Source organism: Actinoplanes sp. NPDC051405 (assembly GCF_055586185.1).
Genome location: NZ_JBVJIR010000030.1, coordinates 47,147 through 68,981 on the forward strand (window position 1 = coordinate 47,147; position 21,835 = coordinate 68,981).

Sequence of the window (21,835 nt, forward strand, 5' to 3'; positions counted from 1 at the left end):
CTCGGGCCGGCGGGCTTGCGGCCTCCGGGTTTCCCCGTCGTGTCCGCACCGCCGTCGCGGCCTACCGGGCTCTCCGCGTCGCGGCCCGGCGTGCTCGCCTTCGGAGCTTGCGCGCCGCCCTTCGGACTTGTCGAGCTGTCCGATTCCCGGGCTACCGGGTTGTCTCGCGGGGCAATCCCGTCCTGCCGGTCTTTCGCGCCCGCGGTCGGCTTCGCGGCGTCGGCCTCGGCTGGGGCCTTCATCGCGGCGTGAGCAGGGTCGGTGCTGCTCGTGGCGGCCTTCGGATCTGCTCCGGTCGCGGCCTCCGCGCCATCCGGCTTCGCCTCGGCCGTGGTCGTCGTGTCACCCAGCTCCGCGCCGCCGGGCTTTGCGGCCGGTTCGGCCACGCTCGCGGTGTCACTCCGCTCCGCGCCGCCAGGCCCGGCGGCCGATCCGGCCACGCTCACCGTGTCACCCGGCTCCGCCGCGGCCGCCTCCGCCGCGTCGCGACGATCGGCCGGTTTCTCCCCCGCGGCGGGCTGATCGACCTCCACCGCGTCACGCCCGGTAGCCGCGGTCGGCTTCTCCGCGCGGGGCGCGTCGGCCCGCGCAGCTTCACCCACCGCAGGCGTCCGCTCAGCATCCGACCCCACTGCGGGCGTCCGCCCAGCGCCCGACCCCACCGCAGGCGTCCGCCCAGCACCCGACCCCGGCGCGCCCGCCGCGGGCGTCGACTCGTCGTCCGGATCGGGTGAGTGGATGCCGGTACTCGGGTCGCTCACCCCTGACCTGCCCGTGCGCTCGTGGTCACCGACGCATATGCGGCGAGCACGTCCGCGACAGTGTCCTCCTCGGACGGCCAAGTAGCAGCCTGCCGCGGCCCCCGAGCCGCGTACTCCGCTCGCTTGGCCGGGTCGGCCAGCAACTCCCGCACCGCCGCATCCAGCGCATCCACGTCACCCGGCGGGATCAGCACCGCCGCGTCCCCCACCAGCCCCGGCAGCCCACCCACAGCCGTGCTGACCAGCGGCACTCCGGCGTGCAACGCCTCCTGGGCGAACAGCTGACGCGCCTCCCAGTCGCTGGTGATCACGGCCAGGTCGGCGCCGGCCAGCAGGTCGGGCACGTCCTTGCGGTGGCCGAGCAGGAAGAACTTGGCGCGCAGCTCCGAAGCCCGCTGGGCCAGCAGCATGTAGCTCGGCCCGGAGCCCGCCACCACGACCATCGGCGAAGGCGTCAGGTCCCGCCAGCGGGCGGCGGCCTCGACCAGGACGTCGTACCGCTTCTGCGGGTGCAGCCGGCCGACCGACAGGATCAGCGGGGTGTCCGGCGTGAGCCGGAACTCGGCGCGCACGGCGGCGCGGCTGCGCTTGGGCGCGCTCAGGGCCGGCGCGGCGACCGCCCCGAGGCGCGCGTTGCGGGCGCCCAGCGACGCGGCGCGCTGCACCAGGTCCTCGGACGCGCCCAGGGTGAGCGTGGCCGCCCGGGCGACGATCCGTTCGACGAGCGCCGAGGCCTGGCCGCGCAGGCCGCGGGCGAGGACCGCGTTGTGCCAGGTGACCACCAGCGGGGCGGCGGGCCGGGCCAGTGAGGCCACGAACGCCGCGCGCAGCCCGTGCGCGTGCACCACGTCGATGTCGCGGCCGGTCAGTGCCTTGCGCAGGGCGCGGACCGCGCCGGAGTCCTGCGGGCCGGGGTTGGCCGGGATCTCCACCGGGGCGAACTGGGCCCCGGCCGCGGAGAAACCGAACAGCTCGTCGGCCGCGGTGGACCCGCACACGAGCACCCGGCAGCCGGCCGCGATCAGGCCGCGGGTCAGCGAGGCCACGTGCTGTCCGACGCCGCCGGTGCTGGAGCCCAGCACCAGTGCGACCGAGCCGTGCCACGTCGTCGCCCGCGCTGCGTCGGTCACGTTGCGCCTTTCTCGTCCGGTGTCGGCTTCCGGCGGATCCGCCCGGTCACGGTGGCGACCAGGGGCCGCAGGTCGTGGCGGTCCAGCGGGTAGGTCACCGCGAGGAAGACGACCACCACCACGACACCGCCCAGCATGCCCGAGAGCAGGCTCACCCCGCCTGCCGGGGTGGCCCCGGACACGTGCCGCAGGCCCTCGACCGCACCCCACCCGGCCAGTCCGGCCACGACCGCCGCCACGATACCGATGACGGTCGCGCGAGGCAGTCCCGTCAGTGCTCCGGGGCCGGCGCGGCGGCGTACGGCGGCCACCAGCAACGCCCCCAGCGCGAGCATGCCGACGCTGTTGGCCAGGGCCAGCGCGAGCACCCGGTCGTCGCCGGGCAGCGCGGCGGTCAGGATCAGTGCGGCCACTGCGGCGACCGCCCAGCCCGCCGCGGTGGCCACGGCCGCGGACGCCGTCGCGCCGCGGGCGTAGAGCGCGCGGGAGAGCAGCGCGAACAAGGCGTAGCCCAGCAGGCCGGGTGCGAATCCCGCGATGCCGGGCGCGGCCTGTGGAGTGCCGAGCAGGGCGGCGACCGGCTGGGCGACGGCGACCAGCGCCGCGCCGCCGAGGCAGGCCAGCAACGCGACCGTACGGGCTGTCCCGGCCAGCGCTGCGCGGTAGCCGTCCTCGTCGCCACGCTCGGCAGTCGCGGACAACGTGGGGTATGCGGCGGTGGCCAGCGGCACAGCCAGCACCGCCCAGGGCAGCAGATACAGCGCCTGGGCCAGGTTGAACCGGGTCAGGTCGCCGTCGCCGGCCGCCAGGGCGAGCACGACGACGACCATGAGCTGCTGGGAGCCGACGGTGACGGCGCCGGCCCAGCCGAGGCGGACGACCTGGCGTCCCGCGTCGCCCGGGAAGCGCAGTGCCGGTCGCAACCGCAGGCGCAGGCCGCGCAGCGGGATCAGCAGGCACAGGCTGAGCACGACGACGCCCAGCGTGGTCCCGAGGGACAGGGCCAGCTCGCCGCCGGGGCTCAGGCCGCCCAGTCCGCTGCCGCGGCCGTCGACCAGCGCGTACGTGAGGTATGCACCCATCACGGTGACGCTGGACAGCAGGGGGGCGATCACGGGCCAGGCGAAGCGGTGGTGGGCCTGCAGGACGCCGGTGAGCACGATGCCCACCCCGTACAGCGGGAGTTGCGGAGCGAAGATCCGCAGCATGCGCGTGCCCACCTCGTGGGCCTCGGGTGGCATGTGCGGCAGCAGGCCGACGATGTGCCCGGCGAGCAGCGCGACCAGCAGCGCCAGCGGCACCAGCAGCAGCAACGTCCAGGTCAGCAGCGCCGACGCGACCGCGTTGACCCGCTCCCGGTCGCCCGCCGCCACCGCCCCGGCCAGCAGCGGCACCACCAGGCTGGCCAGGGCACCGCCCGCGACCAGCTCGAAGACGATGTTCGGCACGGTGTTGGCCGCGTTGTAGAGGTCGCCGAGCGAGTTGTCGCGGACCGTGCTGATGAACACCACCGTGCGGCCGAAGCCGGCGATGCGGGCCAGCACGGTGAGACCGGCGATGAGCGCGGCCGCCCCGACGATGCGCCCGGCCCCGGAACGCGGCGCAGGTGCGGTTTCGGTCATTCCGCCGGCCGGCGGCCCAGCGCGTCGAGCTCGCGCAGCCACGGCGTGTCCTGGATGACCTTGGTGAAGCTGACCTTCTCGCTGGCCGCGGTGAGCGCCGCCAGCACGGTCAGCGCGACAGCCCGGCCGGCCGGGCCGGTGCGGGCGGCGAGGGCCACGCCGAGCAGCGCGCCGAGGGCGTTGGCGCCCGCGTCGCCGAGCATGATCTCCTCGCCGAGGTCGGCCGGCAGCAGGGCGGCGCCCGCTCCCAGCGTGCCGGCGGCGACGCCTCCCCCGCGGCCGACGGCCAGCGGGGCCCCGATGAGCGTGCCGGCCTTCAGCGCGCGGCCGGGGCGCAGGTCGAGCAGATTGAGCAGATTGGCGGTGCCGGCGATGACGCCCGCGCCGAGCAGCACGTCGGTGGCGCCGCGCACAGCTCCGCCCTGGCGGCGGCCGCGGTGGGCGCGCACCTGCGGGTCGGTGGCGAGCAGGGCCGCGGCGACCAGCCCGGCGGCACCGACGCCGGCGATCTTGACCAGGCCGCTCGTGACCCGGCCCTCGCGCAGCGCCCCGAGGTGCCCGGCGAAGCCCTTGGCGGCCTTCTGCTCGGGCCGGTTGCCGACCACGTCGTCGTAGAAGCCGACTGCCCCGGCCGTGACGCCGGCGGTGAGCACCGCGGCGGTCGCGGCTGTGCTGGGCGCTCCGAGCGCTGCCCCGGCCGTGGCGCCCAGAGCGAGCGCAGGACCACCCGCCAGGGTGACCGTGCGGCCGTGGAAGTTGGTCCGTTCCAGCCGGGCCGCGTACGGATCATGGCGGATCCAGGCCAGCGCCGCGCGGGCCACCACAGCCCCGGTTCCGAACGACTTCCAGACCTTGCCGGCCATGTCCCTGCACTCCCGCCTCGCCGGGCCGCGCCCCTCGGCGACCGATCGCCGAGTCTAGGCGGTCCGGGCCCGCGCCCGGCGCACCCTGTGGACGAACTCAGGCCGCTGCCTTGGGCACGAGCGCGCTGGCCCCGGCCGACAGCCCGTACTGGCCGACCTTGCCCGCCACCACCCGCTCGACGACGGTCAGCGCCGTGGCCAGCTGTCCCTGCGCGGTGCTGACGTTGTCCACCGTGGAGATCTCCTTGACCAGTGTCGGGTCGGAGCGGATCTCGGCGACCAGGTTGCCGTCGCCGATGCCGTTGCCCCCGACGACCAGCGGCCGGTCCTTGTGGAACTGGTTGGCCAGGGTGACCGCGTTCTGATTCTTCTTGGCGGCGTCCCGGTCGACCGGCGGCAGCCCGGAGACCACCACGGTGGCCTCGGCGCCGGGCACGATGTCGTCGGAGACGTTGAGGTAGCCGGGTTCGGTGTAGGCGGTCAGCACGGCGGTGAGGTCACCGGGCGTCACTGCCAGCGGCTTCTGCAGCAGGGCGACGGCGAGCAGTGCGCTGGACGTCTCGACACCGTCGCTGTTGAGCGGGAGCCCCTCGGCGGGCACGGTCGGCTGCGACGCCTTGTCGGCCAGGTCCAGCAGCTCGAACGCGTTCGCCGGCTCGAAGAACTTGTCCTGCACGGTGACCGTACCGGTGATCGCGGCCCCCGCGACCTTGAGCATCGCGATGGTGCCCTCGGCGTAGTCCTGACCGCCGGGCAGGACCACCACGAGGATCTTGCGGCCGGTGAGCTTGCCGTTGAGCAGCGCGGGCGAGACCTGGGTGGCGAAGTCCTGGGTGCTGTTCAGTTCCTTACGGTACTGATTCGCCTGCTCACGGTAGTTGGTGTTGTCGTTGCTGAGGGCGTCGACGCGGTCCTTGAGCGTGTCGACCACCGGCCCGTTGAGCGCGGCGGTGCCGACCACCAGCCCGATCGCCAGGGCGAGGAAGACCGCGGTGAGCGACACCACGTGGTACCGGAAGTTGATCACGCCAAAGCCTCTTGGTCACTCGCGGATTAGAAGAGCTGTCCTAACTGGAAGACGAGATTGTCCCACCACTCGGACATCACGGAGAGATAGGCCTTGCCGACCGTGGAGACCGTGACCGCCGAGGCCATCGCCGCGATCGCCGAGAGCACGAGCAGCACCAGCGAAGACCCGGAGATGTTCTGCTTGTAGAGCCGGCTCACGCCCTTGGCGTCGACCAGTTTGCCACCGACCTTGAGCCGGGTCAGGAACGTCGAGGCCATGCCGCCGCGGCCCTTGTCGAGGAACTCGACCAGGTTGGCGTGGGTGCCGACAGCGACGATCAGCGTGGCGCCCTTGTCGTCGGCCAGCAGCATGGCGAGATCCTCGCTGGTGGCGGCGGCCGGGAAGGTCACCGCGGGCACGCCGAGCCCGTGCACCCGGTCCAGGCCGGGAGCGCGGCCGTCCGGGTACGCGTGCACGATCACCTCGGCGCCGCAGCGCAGCACGTCGTCGGTGACCGAGTCCATGTCGCCGATGATGATGTCGGGCGTGTAGCCGGTCTCGACCAGCGCGTCCGCGCCGCCGTCGACGCCGATGAGCACCGGCTTGAACTCGCGGATGTAGGGCCGCAGCACGTCCAGGTCGGCCTTGTAGTCGTACCCGCGGACCACGATGAGCACGTGCCGGCCGGCGATCTGGGTCTGCACGTCCGGCACGCCGACCCCGTCGAGCAGCAGGTCGCGCTCCTGCTTGAGGTAGTCCATGGTGTTCGCGGCGAAGGCCTCGAGCTGCACGGACAGGCCCTCACGGGCGTCGGCCATGGCGGCGGCGACGGTCTGGGTGTCCTGCCGGATGCCGGTGGCGATCGGCTCGCCGTCGAGCAGCACGGTGTCGTCCTCGATACTGACGACGTCGCCCTCACTGATCCGGTCGAATACCTCTTCGCCGAGGTCGTCGATGAGCACGATGCCGGCCTGGATCAGCACCTCGGGCCCCAGGTTCGGGTAGCGGCCGGAGATCGAGGGCTTGACGTTGAGCACCGCCGCGACGCCGACGGCGACCAGCGAGTCGGCCGCGACGCGGTCGATGTCGACGTGGTCGATCACGGCGATGTCACCGGGGCGCAGCCGTCCGACCAGGCGCTTGGTCCGGCGATCCAGTCGGGCGGTGCCGGAGAACGCTCCCGGTTCGACGCTCCGGGTCCGGCGCAAGGTGGGAAGTCGCATCCCGGCCATCCTGACACGCCGTTTCACCTCGGCCGCACGCGACATGCACAACGTCACCGACAAAAGGTATGAATTGCCCAGCCGGCCGGACCCCAGGTCAGGCGCGCTTCTCCTTGTCGGCGACGGCCAGCAGCTCCTCGGCGTGGGCGATACCCAGGTCGGAGTCGGGCAGGCCGGCCAGCATCCGGGCCAGCTCGCGGGCCCGTTCGGTCTCCTCGACGATCCGCACGCCGCTGGTGGTGATCGCCCCGCCGGTGTCCTTGGCGACCACGAGATGCCGGTCGGCGAAGGCGGCCACCTGCGGCAGGTGGGTCACGACCAGCACCTGATGGGTGCGCGCCAGCCGGGCCAGCCGGCGGCCGATCTCCACCGCGGCCTGACCGCCGACCCCCGCGTCGACCTCGTCGAAGACCAGCGTGGGCGGGCCGCCGGCACCGGCGAACACCACCTCTATGGCCAGCATGACCCGGGAGAGCTCACCGCCCGAGGCGCCCTTCTGCAGGGGCAGCGCGGGTGCGCCGGGATGCGCGATGAGCCGCAGCTCGATCTCGTCGCCACCGTCCGGCCCGACGGCCACCTCGGTCCCGTCGACCGGGACGGTGGGCTCGTCGCGCCCGCCGGCCCGCGGCTGCACGACGATCTCGACCCGGGCGTGCGGCATGGCCAGCCCGGCCAGCTCGACGCTGACCTGGTCGGAGAAGCGGCCGGCGGCCTCGATCCGGGCGGCGGTCAGCCGGGCGGCCAGCTCACCGACGGTGGCGGCGAGCCGCAGGCGCTCCTTGTCGAGCTCCTCCAGCAGCTCGTCGGAGCTGTCCAGCGCGGCGAGCCGGGTGCGGGCGTTCTCGGCCCAGGCGATGACGCCCTCGACGTCGTCGGCGTACTTACGGGTCAGCGCGCGCAGCGCGGCCCGCCGCTCGTAGATGACCTCGAGCCGGGCCGGGTCCGCGTCCAGCGAGCTCAGGTAGGCCGACAGCTCCGCGGAGACGTCGCCGACCAGGGTGGCGGCCTCCTCGACCCGGGCGGCCAGCTCGCCGAGCGCCGGGTCGACGCCGGCCTGCGCCTCCAGCGTGCGCCGGGCGGTGCCCAGCAGCAGCGTCGCGTCCGGGGTCTCCTCCGTGTCCTCCACGCCACCGGCCAGCGCCTGGGCAGCGATCGCGGCCGCCGTGCGCAGGCCCTCGGCGTGCTCCAGGCGCTGCACTTCGGCCCGCAGGTCGTCGTCCTCGCCGGGCTGCGGGTCGACCCGGCTGATCTCGTCGAGACCCAGGGTCAGCAGGTCGGCCTCCTGGTTGCGCTCGCGGGCGTGGCGGCGGCGGTCGGCCAGATCCTCGACCACGGCCCGCCAGCGGGTGAACGCCTCGCGGTAGCTGTCCAGCAGCTTCTCGTGCTCGGGGCCGGCGAAGCGGTCCAGCGCGGCCCGCTGCTCGGACGGGCGCAGCAGGCGCAGCTGGTCGGACTGCCCGTGCACGGCGACGACCTGCTCGCCGACCTCGCTGAGCATCGCCACCGGCATGCTGCGGCCGCCGACGTGCGCCCGCGACCGGCCCTCGATGGTCACCGTGCGGCTGAGCAGCACCGAGCCGTCGTCGTCCATCTCGCCACCGGCGTCGGTGATGCGGGTCTGCACCGCGTCGCCGAGCGTCCCGGCAAGGCGCAACCGGCCCTCGACCACCGCCCGGCCCGGATCCGCGCGGACCCGCCCGGCGTCGGCGCGGCCGCCGAACAGCAGCCCGAGACCGGTCACCACCATCGTCTTGCCGGCACCGGTCTCACCGGTGATGGCATTCATGCCCGTAGTCAGCCTCAAGGTCGTGTCGTCGATGACGCCGAGCCCGGTGATGCGCAGTTCCTCCAGCACAGGGCGAACAGTATCGGTGCCCACCGACAATTGCCCACCGAGCCCGGTCAGCCGTCAGCGGCGGTTGCCGCGCCAGCCGTCGACCGGCAGGGCGAACTTCGCCACCAGGGTGTCGGTGAACGGGCGCGGATTGAGCCGGACGAGGCGGACGGGCAGCTCCCCGCGCCGCACCGTGACCTGCGCACCCGGCGGCAGGTCCCACGTACGCCGGCCGTCGCAACAGAGCACCGCGAACGACGTGTACGGATCCACGGTGATCACGAATGTCGAGGTGGGAGCGGTGACGATGGGCTTGCTGAACAGGGCGTGCGCGCTTATCGGCACGAGCAGCAGGGCCTCGACCTCGGGCCACACGACCGGGCCGCCGGCCGAGAACGCGTACGCCGTGGAGCCGGTCGGTGTGGCGCACACGACACCGTCGCAGCCGTACCGGGACAGCGGCCGCCCGTCCACGTCGACGAGCAGCTCGAGCATCTGCGCCCGCTGGCCCTTCTCGACGCTGACCTCGTTGAGCGCCCACGAGTCGGCGATGAGCCGGCCGTCGTACTCCGCCCGGACGTCCAGGGTGAGGCGTTCGTCCACCGTGTAGTCGCCGGCGACGATCTCGCGCACGGTCTGGTCGATGTTGTTCAGCTCGGCCTCGGCCAGGAAGCCGACCTTGCCGAGGTTGATGCCCAGCAGCGGCGCCTTGGCCGGCCGGGCGAGCTCGGCGGCGCGCAGGAGGGTGCCGTCACCGCCGAGCGCGAAGACGATCTCCACACCCTCGGCCGCCGTGGGGTCGTCGACCGGCGTGACGCCGGGCGGCAACTCCAGGTCGGCGACCTCCTGGGCGATCACCCGTACCTCGAAACCGGCCGCGACCAGGTCGCGGGCGACGGTCTGGGCATGCTGGGTGCTCTGCCGGCGGCCGGTGTGGGTGACCAGCAAGGCGGACCGCGTCACGAATCCTCCATCAGGGGCGAAACCGGCGTCGATGCCGGCCCGGCGGAGGCTACCGCGCCGGACGGGCCGGCGGCGACCACGGCGTGCACGCGGGCCTCGTCGGCCGGCGGGGCGTCCCGGCGGAACCACAGGAAGAACTCCACGTTGCCGCTCGGGCCGGGCAGCGGGCTCGCGGCCACCCCGGCGACGCCGAGCCCCAGCTGAGCGCCGGTGGCGGCGACATCGAGGACGGCCTCGGCCCGCAGCAGCGGATCACGGACGACCCCGCCGGAGCCGACCCGCTCCTTGCCGACCTCGAACTGCGGCTTGACCATCAGCGCGAGATCACCGTCGATGCCGGTGCAGGCGGCGAGCGCGGGCAGCACGAGCCGCAGGGAGATGAAGGAAAGATCGGCGACGGTGAGATCGACCGGGCCGCCGAGCACGTCGGGCGTCAAGGTACGCACATTCGTGCGTTCCATCACGGTCACGCGCTCATCGGTACGCAACGGCCAGGCGAGCTGCCCGTAGCCGACGTCCACGGCGTACACGTGCCCGGCGCCCCGCCGCAGCAGCACGTCGGTGAAGCCGCCGGTGGAGGCGCCGGCGTCGAGACAGCGGCGGCCCTCGACGGCGAGCCCGGTGAAGGCGGCCAGCGCCCCGGCCAGCTTGTGACTGCCCCGGGAGACGTACTCGGTGGCCGGGTCGTCGCCGGTGACCACAACCGGATCGGCCGGGTCGATCATGGTGGCGACCTTCTGCGCCACGGTGCCGCGCACCTGCACCCGGCCGGCCGCGACGAGCGCGGCCGCCTGGTCACGGGAACGGGCGAGCTTACGGCGGACGAGCTCGGCGTCGAGACGCGCACGGCGGGCCATGAAAACCTTTTCTCCGGTACGGGGATCAGCGGTCGATGCTGGCCAGGGTCTCCTGCAGCACCTGGTGCGCGGCCTCGTACTCGGCGATCTGGTCGCCGGGGGCGAGCGTGGCCGCGTTGGCCAGCGACTGCAGCACGGCGTCGACGGCGGGGTGACCGGTGCCGCCCGTGGCGTCCCGGCGGTACTCCGGGTCCGTCCGCGCGGTCGGCTCTCCGGACTGCCCGGCACCCTGCGGCGGCGGACTCGGGCGGAAACCACCGGGAGGCGGGCCCGGACGGAATCCACCGGCTGGCGGGCCCGGACGAGGAGCCTGATTCGGGTACGTCACGGCGTGGCCTCCGGCGTGGCGGGGTTGGTCGTCTTCTTGGCGGCCTTCTTGGCCGGGGTGCTCTGGGTGGCAGCCGGCTCACCGGCGGCCGGGGCGGTCTTCTTCGCCGCGGTCTTCTTGGCGGCTGTCTTCTTCGCGGCCGTGGTCGGCGGGAGCTCGGTAGCGGCGGCGGCCTCGTTGGCCGTTGCCTTCTTCGCGGTCGTCGGCGGCAGCTCGGTCGCCGCGGCGGCCTCCTTCACCGGCGCGGTCGGCGCTGCCGCGGTTCCCGCCGGGGTCGCCGGTTCCGCGGCTGCGGCCTTCGCCGCTCTGGCAGCCTTCGCCGGACCGGTGGTCGCGGCCGGAGCAGCTGCCTTCGCCGGACCGGTGGTCGCGGCCGGAGCAGCTGCCTTCGCCGGGCCACCTGCGGCCTTCGCCGGAGCGGTCCTGGCCGGACCTGCCTTGGCCGGGCCGGTCTTGGCGGGACTCGCCTTACTCGGGACGGCCTTACTCGGGCCTGCCTTGGCCGGACCCGCCTTGCTGGGCGCGGGCTTCGGCGGTGCGCCCTTGACCGGGGCGGCCCCGGGCGTCGCAGCCTTCACCGGAGCCGGCTGGGCCGGGGCAGTGCCGTTGCTCGCCGGCGGGGCAGCCTTCGCGGCCTTGGGCCCCGGCGTCGCCGCGGCGGGCCTCGTGGGTACGGCGGCGGCCGGCATCGCGTTCGGGGTCGCCTTGACCGCCTTGCGCGCCACGGCCTTCTTCGCCACAGCCTTCTTGGCCGGCGGCACGACCTCGGCCGGACCCGGCTCGGCCAGCGTCACGTCAGCGGCAGCCGTTCCCGCATCGCCCTCCGTGCCGGCGCGCGCCTGCGCCAGGCGCAGCTGACGTTCCAGGTCGCGGACCCGGGTGTTGAGGTCGGACACCTCGTCGGCCGTCGCCAGGCCGACCAGGCCGAGCGCCCGGTCCACCTCGAAGCGCACGATGTTCGTCAGCGCCTCGCGGTTGGCCAGGCCGGTCGACATCAGATCCTCGACCAGGCCCTGCAACTGCGCGGCGGTCGCGCCGCCACGGTTCACGAGCTCGCCGGCCACCTGCTGCGCCCGCTTGCGCGGTGCCTCGGTCAGTCCGAGCGCCATCTCCAGATACGCCCGCCATGCGTCCTGCATGTTGCTCCCCTCCGGCTCGCGCCACACGTGTGCTGGTGCAACGCTACCGGGCGTACCCGCAGGTGCATTGCGGTACCGTGCGGAGCGTCGAACGTGGTGTCGTGGAGGAGGTCCGGAATTGGCCAGCGTGGACGAGTGCCGGCAGGCGTTGCACGATCTCGCCGCCCGGCTGGAGGCGAACGCCGAGACCCGCGGCAAGCTCGACCTGGACCGCACGCTCGCCTGCCGGGTGAGCGACCTGGACACCGCCTTCCACGCGCGCCTGGCCGGCGGCCGCCTGGTCGACATCGCCGACGGCGACGACCCGAAGGCCAAGATCGCCCTGATCGCGGCCAGCGACGACCTGATCGCGCTGGTCGCGGGCCGGCTCGACGTCACCCGGGCGATCGCCTCCCGGCAGGTGTCGATCAAGGCCAACCCCTTCGATCTGCTCAAGCTGCGCAAGCTGCTCTAGGCCTTCTCGTACGACCTGAGGCGTACGAGAAGTGACGCCTCTGGACGGACGCGCGCGGTCCTGCGGTTGGCAACGATGGGCTCATGACAGCACCCGTCGAGGCTCGGCGACTCACGAAGCGCTACGGCACGCTGACCGCCGTCGACCGTCTGGATCTGCGGGTCGAGGCCGGCGAGGTCTACGGCTTTCTCGGTCCCAACGGGGCCGGTAAGACCACCACACTGCGCATGCTGCTCGGGTTGATCCGGCCCAGCTCCGGTGAGGTGCGTCTGTTCGGCCGGGCTCCGGGGCGGCTCGACGGGGTCGGTGCGCTCATCGAGGGGCCGGGCTTCTACCCGTACCTGAGCGGCCGCGACAATCTGCGCGTCATGGCCCGCCACGCCGGCGTCGGGCCCGGCCGGGTCGCGGCAGTGCTCGACCAGGTCGAGCTGACCGGCCGGGCCGGCGACCGCTATGCCACCTACTCACTCGGCATGAAACAACGCCTGGGGGTGGCCGCCGCCCTGCTCAAGGATCCGCGGCTGGTCGTGCTGGACGAGCCGACCAACGGCCTGGATCCGGCCGGCATGGCGGACATGCGCCTGCTGGTGCGCCGCCTCGGCGCAGCCGGCTGCACGGTGCTGTTGTCGAGTCACTTGATGACCGAGGTGCAGGAGCTGTGCGATCGGGTGGGCGTCATCGCGGGCGGCCGGCTGGTGGCTGAGAGCACGGTCGCCGAGTTGCGCGGCGAGCCGGGCCTGCGGCTGGTCGCCGAGCCGCTGGAGGCCGCCGCGGCGCAGGCCCGGAGCCTGCTCGGTGGGCATGCCGTCCAGGTCACCGACGGCGCGCTGCGGCTCACCGTGTCCCCGGAGCGCGCTGCCGAGGTGAACGCCGCCCTCGTCGGCGCGGGCATAGCGGTCAGCGAGCTGCGCGCCGACGAGCGCAGCCTCGAGGACGCCTTCCTGGCCCTGACCTCGGGAGCGAGTCGTGCGTGAGGACATCCGGGCCGAGACGATCAAGCTGGTGCGTCGCCCGGCGATCCGGGCGTTGCTGGCGATCGCGCTCGGTCTGAGCCTGACCTTCACTTATCTGATTCCGTATGCCGGCTACGCGGGCGGCACGGGCGGTCCGCGCGCGGACCGAGGCCTGGCCGCGTTGCTGCCGGATCAGCTGGTCGGCAACTCCATCGGTGGCCTGCCGGTGTTCCTCGGGGCGCTGATGCTGATCCTCGGCGTGCTCGCGGTCGGCAGCGAGTACGCCTGGGGCACCTGGAAGACAGTCCTCACCCAGGACCCGGTCCGCCTGCGCGTCTACGCCGCCAAGCTGGTCACGCTCGGCCTGGCAGCGCTCGTCGGCGTGCTCGCCGTCTTCGCCGCCGGCGCGGTGGCGAGCGTCGCTGTCGCACTCGCCGAGGGCAGGGCGATCGCCTGGCCGGGCGCCGGTGACCTGCTCGCCGGGATCGCCGCGGGCTGGTTGATCGCGGCGATGTGGACGGTCCTCGGCGCGCTGCTGGGCATCGCCCTGCGCGGCGTCGCCCTGCCGGTCGGCCTGGGCCTGGTGTGGCTGCTCGCCGTGCAGAACCTGCTGGCGCTGATCGCCGCGCCCCTGCTCGACTGGGTGGCGCAGCTGCAGAAGGCGCTGCCCGGCCCGAACGCGGGCTCGCTGGTCGCGGCCCTCGGCGCGGGCGGGGACACCCCCGGCGTCGAGGCGCTGGTCGGGGGCGGCCAGGCCGCGCTGATCGTGGGAGCATATCTGCTGGTGTTCGCGGCGGCGGGCGGCGCGCTGCTGCGTCGCCGTGACATCCTGTGAGCGTCATGAGACGGGCACGCGGATACCTGACCGATGGGCTGCTCGCGCTGGTCCTGCTGGCGATCGGCCTGGTCGGCACCGCGCCCGCGGGCCGCAACCAGGGCATCCCGTCCATCTCCGGCTGGGCGTACGCCCTGGTGGTCACCGCGGCCGTGGTGCTCGCGGCCCGGCGCCTGCTGCCGGTGACAGTCCTGGCCGTCACCACGGTGACCGTGTCGCTCTATCTGCTGGGCGGCTACCCGTACGGGCCGATCCTGCTGAGCCTGGCCATCGCCGTCTACACGGTCGCGGCCCACCGACCGCTCAGCCGGGCAGCCATCGCCGCGGCCGGCGCCCTCGGCCTGCTGATCATCGCCGGACTTGCCGGCGACGGACTCGGCATGGAGGCCGTCGCCCCGCAGGTCGCCTGGGTGGCCGGCCCGCTGGCGATCGGCGTGACCGTACGCGTGGGACGCGAGCAGGTCCTGCAGAACCGCCGCGACGAGGCCCGCCGCCAGGCGGACGCCGAACGCCTGCGAGTGGCCCAGGAGGTGCACGACGTGGTCGGACACGGCCTGGCCGCGATCATGATGCAGGCCGACATCGCCCTGCACGTGCTGCCGAAACAACCGGAGCAGGCGGAGGCGGCGCTGGCGGCGATCAGCCGCACCAGCCGCGAATCCCTCGACGAGCTGCGCGCCACCCTGGGCGCGGTCCGCCGGGGCGACGATCCCGACGACCGGTCCCCCGCCCCGGGCCTGGCCCGCCTGGACGAGCTCGTGGACCGCACCCGCGCCGTGGGCGTCCCGGTGGCGGTCGACGTGGCCGGACCGCTGGGTTCGCTGCCCGCGGCGGTCGACCTGGCGGCGTACCGGATCGTGCAGGAGTCACTGACCAACGTCCTGCGCCACGCGGGCACGGCCACCGCCTCGGTCCGCGTCGCCCTGACCGGCGACGACCTGACCGTCGCGATCAGCGACACCGGCCGGGCAGGCCCGCCCCGCCCGGCCCGCGACGGGCACGGCCTGGCCGGCATGAAGGAACGCGTGTCAGCCCTCGGCGGCTCACTGACCGCCGGCCCCCGCCCGGAAGGCGGCTTCGCCGTGACCGCGACCCTCCCGGTACGCCGATGACCACCGGCCGGACGATCAGCGTGGTCATCGCCGACGACCAGGATCTCGTCCGGCTGGGCCTGCACACCCTGCTGACCAGCGAGGACGACATGCTCGTGGCGGGCGAGGCAGCAGACGGGCTCGCCGCGGTCGAGCAGACCAGAACGCACCGCCCGGACGTGGTCCTGATGGACGTCCGCATGCCCGGCATCGACGGCATCGAAGCCACCCGCCGCATCGCCGCCGACCCCGCGCTGACCGGCACCCGCGTGATCGTCCTGACCACCTTCGAGATCGACGCCTACGTCTTCGACGCCCTGCGCCACGGGGCGAGCGGCTTCCTCATCAAGGACACCAAGCCGGCCGAACTCGTCCGCGCGATCCGCCTGGTGGCCGCCGGCGAGGCCCTGCTGTCGCCGTCGGTGACCCGGCGGGTCGTCCGCGAGTTCGCCTCCCGGCCGACCCGCGTGCTGCGCCCGCACCCCCGCCTCGACGCCCTCACCGACCGCGAACGCGAAGTCGTCAGCCTGGTCGGCGAAGGCCTGAGCAACGAAGAGATAGCGGCCCGCCTGGTCCTGAGCCCGGCAACAGCCCGGACCCACGTCAGCCGGGCCATGGTCAAACTGACCGCCCGCGACCGGGCCCAGCTGGTGGTCTTCGCCTACCAGTCCGGCCTGGTCGACTGACCGCGCAGGAGCCGGCGCGGGCGGCTCGATATGAATGCGCGACGCATTTCGGATAGCGCAAGCCGCGGCACGCATTATCGCCGGGATTCCGCCGCTCCGGACCCACCGAATGGCCGTCATCCACCCGGGTGAAGCTCACCGGAATCCTTTCCGGACCACGATCCCGGAGCGGTTCTCTCATTAGCCACCCGAGCCGGCCTCATCCACCCACCCGACCTGCCCCGCGCCGCCGATCCCGTGCCAGGCAACAGCCGTAAGGCCCATCGCCTACCACCATCCACGACCCACCCGCTCCGGCCTTTCCGCTTACCCCGGTCGTGGCTCATCACTCTTCCGGGCGCACCCCGGGCCATTCGGCCGTTTACGTGATCGGCCGCCGCTGGCTTACCTTTTGTATCCCCGGCTGCGTCGTCCGCACGGTTCCGGAGGGAATTCCCGCTGAGCTGAGATACCCGGGGCGGAGGTGTCGGCACATCGTCATCGTGGATCTTGTCACCGGGCCGGCTCTCGGCACCCTGGCTGTTCTTTCCGGTCTTCTCTGGGGCGTTGCCGGCGCCGGCCGGTGGATGGTGCGGCCCGAGGTCGTCCGGGGCCGGGGACTGCGGGACTGGCCGGCGCTCGCCCTCTTCGGTCCGCACGTCCTCGTCGCCCTGCCGTTTCTGCTGGCCGGTGCGCCGTACCCGTTCTGGGTCGGGGCCGTGGTCGCCGCCGTTGCCGCGCTCGGGCACGCCGGGCTGCGGATGGGCGGGCGGCTGTCCGACGACGGCCGGGTCTTCAGCGTGCCCGGGCCGCTGCTGGCCGTGCTTGTCGTCTCGACGCTGCTGCTGGAGTTCGGCGCGCTGCTCGTGGTCCGGCTCGCCGTTGTTCTTGACCCGGACGGCACGTTCGCCAGCGGTTTCGCTCCCGACGCTCTGCGCCAGGCCTGGTCGGCGCTGGGTCAGCCGGCGCTCGGGATCGCCGTCGTGCTGGGAGTTGTCGCCTGGCTGAGCCGGTCCGCCGGCAGCAGAGCTCAGCGGATACGCCGGGCCGTCGACTGGACCACCCGCACGGACAGTCTGGAGCACATCCACTCCGCCGGCCTGTCCGCGGCGCTCGCCGGCATCGTTCTCCTGCCGTTCGTCCTGCCGCTGTTCTTCGGCTCCGGATCGGTCGCGCTCACTGCCGGGCCGGTCGCCACCCCCGAGTACGGGAAACTCCTCCTGCTCGCCGCCCTGGCCTTCGTGGTGGCCCGGGACAGTTTCCGGTTCCGGGCCGTCAGTGTCCTCGACACCTGGCGGGACATCCGCGACGGCGCCGGCAGCGTGTGGCGGGGCTCCACCTTGCGCGCGCTGTATCGCGCCGGTCGTTTCCTCGGTTTGCCTCTCGCTCTGTTCGGACTGGTCGCCGTGGCCAGCGGGTTGCGGCATGACTTCGGCACCGTGGTGCCCGCCGCGCTGATGACGACCGGGGTGACCTGGGCCGCCACCCGGCGCAACGTGGAGCAGGACCGGGGCGGGGACCCCGGCCGGGCCGGGTGGGCGGTACGGATGCTGTCCGCGTACCGGATCTTCATTGCTCTTGCCGTGCTTTTCATCGTCGGGGCCGTGAGCCTCTTCAGCACCGACTATGTCGGGGAGCGGGGCCGGGTCTGGAACGATCCCTGGGTCTTCCGCTGGGACGCGCCCTGCATGGCCGTCGACGTGCGCACGGAGTCCGGCCCGGCGGTCCCGGCCGGTCAGGTGCCCTGCCGGCGGTCGCTGGCCGCCGATGTGGAGAGTGAGCGGTCACAGGTCGCGCGGGCGATCGCGGCCACCGCCGACGGCGGGCTCTGGGGGCGCGGGCTGCGCGACACGGCCGCCGGGGCGGTCACCGCCGGGACCACCGACTTCGTGCTGGCTGTGGTCTGGAACAAACTCGGCGGGCTGGTCGTCATCGCCGTCGGGCTGCTGGTGGTCCTGCTCGGCGCCGGACTCGTACGGGCCAACGCGCCCCCGCCCGGCTACGAACGCCCGCCGGTGGCCATGCTCTTCGGCGCCGGGCTGGGCGCGATGATCGTCGGGCAGTTCCTGTTCGTCCTCGCCGCGACCGCCAACCTGGTGCCGCACACCGGCATCCCGGCACCGTTCCTGTCCCGCGGCGGGCAGTCGACGTTGACGGTCGCGCTCGGCATCATCCTGACCCTGCTGGCCGCCCGCACCTCAGCCAACCGGGCACCGCGAACGACCAACCCGGCAACTCGAACCCGGCCAGCACCCGGAGCCGGAGCCGGACCGGGATCCCAGGCGGCAGCCGGACCCGGAGCCTGGGCTGGAGCCTGGACGGGAGCCGGATCCGGAGCCCGGGCGGGAGCCTGGCCCGGAGCCCGGGCGGGAGCCGGACCGGGCGCCCTGGCCGGAGCCGCAGCGGGAGCCGGGACAGAGCCCGCCGAGCCGGCCCGCGTCGGCACGTCGCTCGTCACGGTCGGGGCGATGGTCGCCGTCGTGGCGGGTCTGACCCTGGTGCCGTACTCGGCGCCACGGCTCGCCGGTCTGCAACTGCCCACCGTCTACGACCCGCATCGGGTCACGTGCCCAGCCCGTACCGCTGATCGCGCCGGACTCACCGCGCCGGCGCCCGACCCCACCGCCTGCTCGACCGACCTCATCGCCCAGGCCCGCACCCGGGTCGAGCTGCGCTTCGGCGACCGGCCCGGTTTTGTCCTGGACCGCACCGGCGACGGCTGGCAGCCGGCGCCCGCGAGCCGGCCGGCCGGGCTGGCCCCGGCGGATCTGACCGGTCTGATCCGCATCGCCGGCGGCCCACCGGGAATCGTGGAACGCAGCTATCCCGCCGTGATCTCCGGCACCGCCGGACCCGGCCTCGGGGACCGCCTGCTGCCCCCACCGGCCGGCGGCCGCGTCGACGGCCAGGTCCGGCTCACGCTCGACCCCGGGTTGCAGCACGCCGCCGCCCAGGCACTGCGCGATGGCACCCCGGCCGGCATCGTCGTGCTGGAGGCGAACACCGGCGACGTGCTCGTCAGCGCCAGCACTCCGGTCGCGGCCACGAAGGTCAAGCCTCCCCGCGCCGGGGCGGCGGCCGCCGGGAAGTTCGCCGCGGCGCACAACTACTACGTGCGTCCGGATCCGGAGGGGCGGCTCGCGGACGGCCGGCCCGATCCGTGGTGCCCGCGGCGCAGCCGGGACGACATCGGCCAGGACGCGTGCTGGCGCTGGTCGCACGCCCCGCGACCGGCTCCCGTCGCTGATGCGGACGCGCAGGTCAACCGGGGCTTCGGCCGCCGCTACGGGCTGGGTTCGGCGTTCGACGTGGTGGTGGCCGCGGCCTACCTGGACAGCGACCGGGCCGGCGAGCCGCCGGCCGGAGACGACTGCCCGGGTACGGAGGTGCCCGACGCCCTCACCGCCTCCTGCCACACCATGTTCGTCGAGCTCGCGGGCCGTCTGGGCTGGCCCGCGGTCGCCGCCCAGGCGCAACGGTTCGGGCTCCAGACCGGCGACTGCCCCGCGAACGATCCGTGGCCGGCCGGTCGTCTCGTCGGCACGGCCGCCTCCTGCGTGCCCACAGTGGACGGGCTGGACGCGTACGCCGGGGAGTCGGAGCAGCTGGCCGGTACCCCGCTGGCCCTGGCGGCGGTCATGGCCGCGGTCGCCAACGGCGGCCGGGCCGTGCATCCGCGGCTGATCAGCAGCGTCACCGATCCGGCCACCGGCCGCACCACGCCGGTGGCCACCGCCGAGCCGGAACAGGCGCTCAGCGCGGAGACGAGCCGGCAGCTGCGGACGGCGCTGGCCCGCGGCAACACCGGCGTTTTCCCAGGTCACAACTCGTGGGCCGGCGGGTTCCTGGACACCCCCCGCGGTCCCCTCGGTTACGCGGTCGTCGTGGAGGCGGGCGACGACGCCGGGGGCGGCGTGCGGGCCCGGCAGCTCGCCGCGGCGATGGGCACAGCGATCGGAGAGACCCGATGAGTACGGCCGACCCCCGCTTCGAACGGGCTGTCCTCGATGCCTTCCGGCGCGCGATCGGGCGCTACTGCACGATCGTCAACGCGGGCGGCCTGGACCCGGGCTCGTTGCGGATCTCGGTGTCCGTGCTGACCCGCGCCCCGATGAGCAGGGAGTTCGGCGGCAAGGTGCACCGGATCGTCCACCAGCACGTCGGCGCGCAGCTGCCCCGGGCCCGGGTGGTCTCGGTCGGTTTCGCGGTCGACCCCGCACTGCCCGAGCCGGGCCACGAGTTCCTCATCCAGCCACCGGCCCTGCCCGCGCCGAAACAGGCGCCGAAGCAGACGCTGCCGTTGACCGCCACCGACCCGCAGCCGGTGGTCCCGCGCTCGACCGCGCATCTGACCCTGCGGTACGGGGCCGACTTCCGCTGGGTCTGCCACCTGGCCTCCGCCCCGGGCTGGGTGCCGCTGGGCCGCTGGACCGGCCGCGCCGGGCCCGACGCCTCGGTACGCCTGCCCGAGTACGCCACCTTCCTGCCCCGCGGCGAGCTGCTGTACCTGCGCCACGACGGCCACCGCGTCGAGTTCGCCCGGTCCCGGATCCGGCCCGACTACCTGGTCACCATCGACGGCACCCCGCTGCACCCGGACGGCCGGCTGATCCAGGCCGGGCCGGCCGGCTCGATCGGTTACACGGACGGCACCGCGTCGTCCACCCTGCTCGACTACCACCTCGCCTGGGAGGGCGGCCATGGCTGATCCGGACGAACCCGCGATGGTAATCGACCTCAGCGGGCCGCAGTGGCAGGTGCTGCTGACCGTCGCCCCGCCCAGCGGGCGGGAACGCAAGAGCGTCGACTTCGACGTGCCGCCGATCGGGGGCGGTGCGACCGGTCAGCTGCGGCGCATCCACACGCAGGTCATCTTCACCACCGCGTCCAACGAGCGGGACGGCTGGCCGGACTGGCACGTGAAGATCTACGGCTGCGCCGACCTCGGTGACGCCGAGGCGCTGCGCCAGCACCTGCACGAGCAGGCGACGGCGTTGCAGCGGGCCAACCGCTACCTCGGGGGTACGGATCGCCGTACCCCGGTCGAGCCGCCCTGGGCGGTGGTGCCGGTGCAGGTGGTCCGTGGTGACGGCCAGCTCGAACAGCTCTCCGGCGCGGTCACCACCCGGCTCGGCACCCCGTCCGATCAGATCGTCGCGCAGCTGCACCGCCGGTTGCCGTCGTGGATCGGTGAGGACGCCCGCCCGGACCTCTACCTGCTGGCCGTCTCCCCGCAGATCGACCTGTTGCGCTGGGAGCCGGTACGGCGCTGGCCCGGCACCGAGCACCTGGGCGACTTCCGCCTGCTCGCCGCCGGCCTGGACCAGCTGCACCAGCTCAAGTGGGCGCACTGCGACATCAAGCCGGAGAACGTCTGCTGGTGCGCCAACCAGGACAGCAGCGGTTACGTGCTGATCGACACGGACGCCGCCACCCAGGCCGACCCGCCGCCGGCCGTCCTGCGCGGCACCGAGCTCTACGAGTACGGCGGCATCCGCCGCATGCGGCACGACACCGCCGGCGGCTGGAACCTCACGCCCGGCCTGCTCTACGCCCAGGACCGCTTCGGTTTCCTGATCGTGGTGCTGTGCGCGCTCGCCGGCCGGCACTGGGTGGAGCACACCCTGCTGCACACGGACCCCGACAACCCGTCGCAGCGCGTGGCGGACAGCGAGGAGGCGGTGCTGAAGGCGCTGCGGGAGCACTGGGCCGATCCCCGCTGGGAGCCGTTGATCGTCGTGCTGGCCGAGCCGTTCGGCACCGGGCCGCGCGGGCAGATCGCCATCGAGTCGTCGCATCCGTGGGCGCAGTCCTGGCTGACCGAGGTGTTCGCGGCCGAGCAGCGCTGCGCGGACGAGCCGGCTCCGGTCGCGGCGCGCACCCGTACCGACCTGGTGTACGCGTTCGCCGGTGCCATCGAGCAGATCCGCGCGTACGCCCAGCAGGGTCCGGCCACGCGGCCCGAGCGGGTGCACCGGGCGTACGACGCGATCGGCCGCCAGGCGCAAGCGGTGGCACTGCGCCGGGCCGCGCTCTGGTTGTCGATCTGGGTTGTCGGTTGCGTCGTCGCCGGGGCGGCGCTGGGTGTTCTGGCGGGCGGGGGATGAC

General features: G+C 73.8%; 17 protein-coding genes and 1 pseudogene. 8 read left to right on the top strand and 10 right to left on the bottom strand.

Annotated elements, in window-relative coordinates; translation table 11 throughout:
* Positions 1-757: 757 nt before the first annotated feature.
* The 10 genes and pseudogenes from ACZ6S4_RS41800 to ACZ6S4_RS41845 all read right to left on the bottom strand — a co-directional run.
* A complete protein-coding gene (locus ACZ6S4_RS41800) occupies positions 758-1,891 on the bottom strand; it encodes a glycosyltransferase family 4 protein (RefSeq protein ID WP_465480200.1) in 1,134 nt (377 codons plus the stop codon).
* Positions 1,888-3,513 (bottom strand): murein biosynthesis integral membrane protein MurJ, encoded by a 1,626-nt coding sequence (gene murJ / locus ACZ6S4_RS41805; protein ID WP_465480201.1) that lies wholly within the window; start codon positions 3,511-3,513, stop codon positions 1,888-1,890. The genes ACZ6S4_RS41800 and murJ overlap by 4 nt, the downstream gene beginning before the upstream one ends.
* The gene (locus tag ACZ6S4_RS41810) at positions 3,510-4,376 is read right to left on the bottom strand and encodes a hypothetical protein (protein WP_465480202.1); all 867 of its coding nucleotides are present in this window, start codon (positions 4,374-4,376) and stop codon (positions 3,510-3,512) included. The genes murJ and ACZ6S4_RS41810 overlap by 4 nt, the downstream gene beginning before the upstream one ends.
* Before the next feature lie 97 nt (positions 4,377-4,473).
* Positions 4,474-5,403, bottom strand: coding sequence for a copper transporter (locus tag ACZ6S4_RS41815; protein WP_465480203.1), 930 nt, complete (start codon positions 5,401-5,403; stop codon positions 4,474-4,476).
* 26 nt (positions 5,404-5,429) lie between these two features.
* Complete coding sequence (gene steA, locus ACZ6S4_RS41820; protein WP_360832756.1) at positions 5,430-6,608, bottom strand: putative cytokinetic ring protein SteA; 1,179 nt, start codon at positions 6,606-6,608, stop codon at positions 5,430-5,432.
* A gap of 97 nt (positions 6,609-6,705) precedes the next feature.
* Entirely contained in the window at positions 6,706-8,463 is a 1,758-nt protein-coding gene (gene recN / locus ACZ6S4_RS41825) for a DNA repair protein RecN (protein ID WP_465480204.1), read from the bottom strand.
* A gap of 54 nt (positions 8,464-8,517) precedes the next feature.
* Positions 8,518-9,405: an NAD kinase gene (locus ACZ6S4_RS41830; protein WP_360544853.1), complete on the bottom strand. Its 888-nt coding sequence runs from the start codon at positions 9,403-9,405 to the stop codon at positions 8,518-8,520.
* The gene (locus ACZ6S4_RS41835; RefSeq protein WP_433719662.1) at positions 9,402-10,262 is read right to left on the bottom strand and encodes a TlyA family RNA methyltransferase; all 861 of its coding nucleotides are present in this window, start codon (positions 10,260-10,262) and stop codon (positions 9,402-9,404) included. Before ACZ6S4_RS41835 ends, ACZ6S4_RS41830 begins: the two co-directional genes overlap by 4 nt.
* A 25-nt stretch (positions 10,263-10,287) precedes the next feature.
* A complete protein-coding gene (locus ACZ6S4_RS41840; protein WP_465480205.1) occupies positions 10,288-10,590 on the bottom strand; it encodes a hypothetical protein in 303 nt (100 codons plus the stop codon).
* Positions 10,591-11,207: 617 nt separating this feature from the next.
* Positions 11,208-11,729 (bottom strand): annotated as a pseudogene (locus tag ACZ6S4_RS41845) (phasin family protein); the annotation flags it as partial.
* A 118-nt stretch (positions 11,730-11,847) separates the two neighbouring features.
* On the opposite strand from ACZ6S4_RS41845, the gene ACZ6S4_RS41850 reads away from it, so the two are divergent.
* The 8 genes from ACZ6S4_RS41850 (at position 11,848) to ACZ6S4_RS41885 (ending at position 21,834) form a co-directional block, all read left to right on the top strand.
* Positions 11,848-12,183: an SCP2 sterol-binding domain-containing protein gene (locus ACZ6S4_RS41850; protein WP_465480206.1), complete on the top strand. Its 336-nt coding sequence runs from the start codon at positions 11,848-11,850 to the stop codon at positions 12,181-12,183.
* Positions 12,184-12,266: 83 nt separating this feature from the next.
* The gene (locus ACZ6S4_RS41855; protein ID WP_465480207.1) at positions 12,267-13,157 is read left to right on the top strand and encodes an ABC transporter ATP-binding protein; all 891 of its coding nucleotides are present in this window, start codon (positions 12,267-12,269) and stop codon (positions 13,155-13,157) included.
* The gene (locus ACZ6S4_RS41860; RefSeq protein WP_465480208.1) at positions 13,150-13,971 is read left to right on the top strand and encodes an ABC transporter permease; all 822 of its coding nucleotides are present in this window, start codon (positions 13,150-13,152) and stop codon (positions 13,969-13,971) included. Before ACZ6S4_RS41855 ends, ACZ6S4_RS41860 begins: the two co-directional genes overlap by 8 nt.
* A gap of 5 nt (positions 13,972-13,976) precedes the next feature.
* On the top strand, positions 13,977-15,083 hold the full coding sequence (locus ACZ6S4_RS41865; protein ID WP_465480209.1) for a sensor histidine kinase: 1,107 nt from the start codon (positions 13,977-13,979) through the stop codon (positions 15,081-15,083).
* Positions 15,080-15,748, top strand: a complete 669-nt coding sequence (locus ACZ6S4_RS41870) for a response regulator transcription factor (protein WP_465480210.1) — start codon at positions 15,080-15,082, stop codon at positions 15,746-15,748. The genes ACZ6S4_RS41865 and ACZ6S4_RS41870 overlap by 4 nt, the downstream gene beginning before the upstream one ends.
* Positions 15,749-16,230: 482 nt before the next feature.
* Positions 16,231-19,698 (top strand): FtsW/RodA/SpoVE family cell cycle protein, encoded by a 3,468-nt coding sequence (locus ACZ6S4_RS41875; protein ID WP_465480211.1) that lies wholly within the window; start codon positions 16,231-16,233, stop codon positions 19,696-19,698.
* Positions 19,695-20,435, top strand: coding sequence for a hypothetical protein (locus ACZ6S4_RS41880; RefSeq protein WP_465480212.1), 741 nt, complete (start codon positions 19,695-19,697; stop codon positions 20,433-20,435). The genes ACZ6S4_RS41875 and ACZ6S4_RS41880 overlap by 4 nt, the downstream gene beginning before the upstream one ends.
* Positions 20,436-20,451: 16 nt before the next feature.
* Positions 20,452-21,834: a hypothetical protein gene (locus ACZ6S4_RS41885; RefSeq protein ID WP_465480213.1), complete on the top strand. Its 1,383-nt coding sequence runs from the start codon at positions 20,452-20,454 to the stop codon at positions 21,832-21,834.
* Position 21,835: the final 1 nt, after the last annotated feature.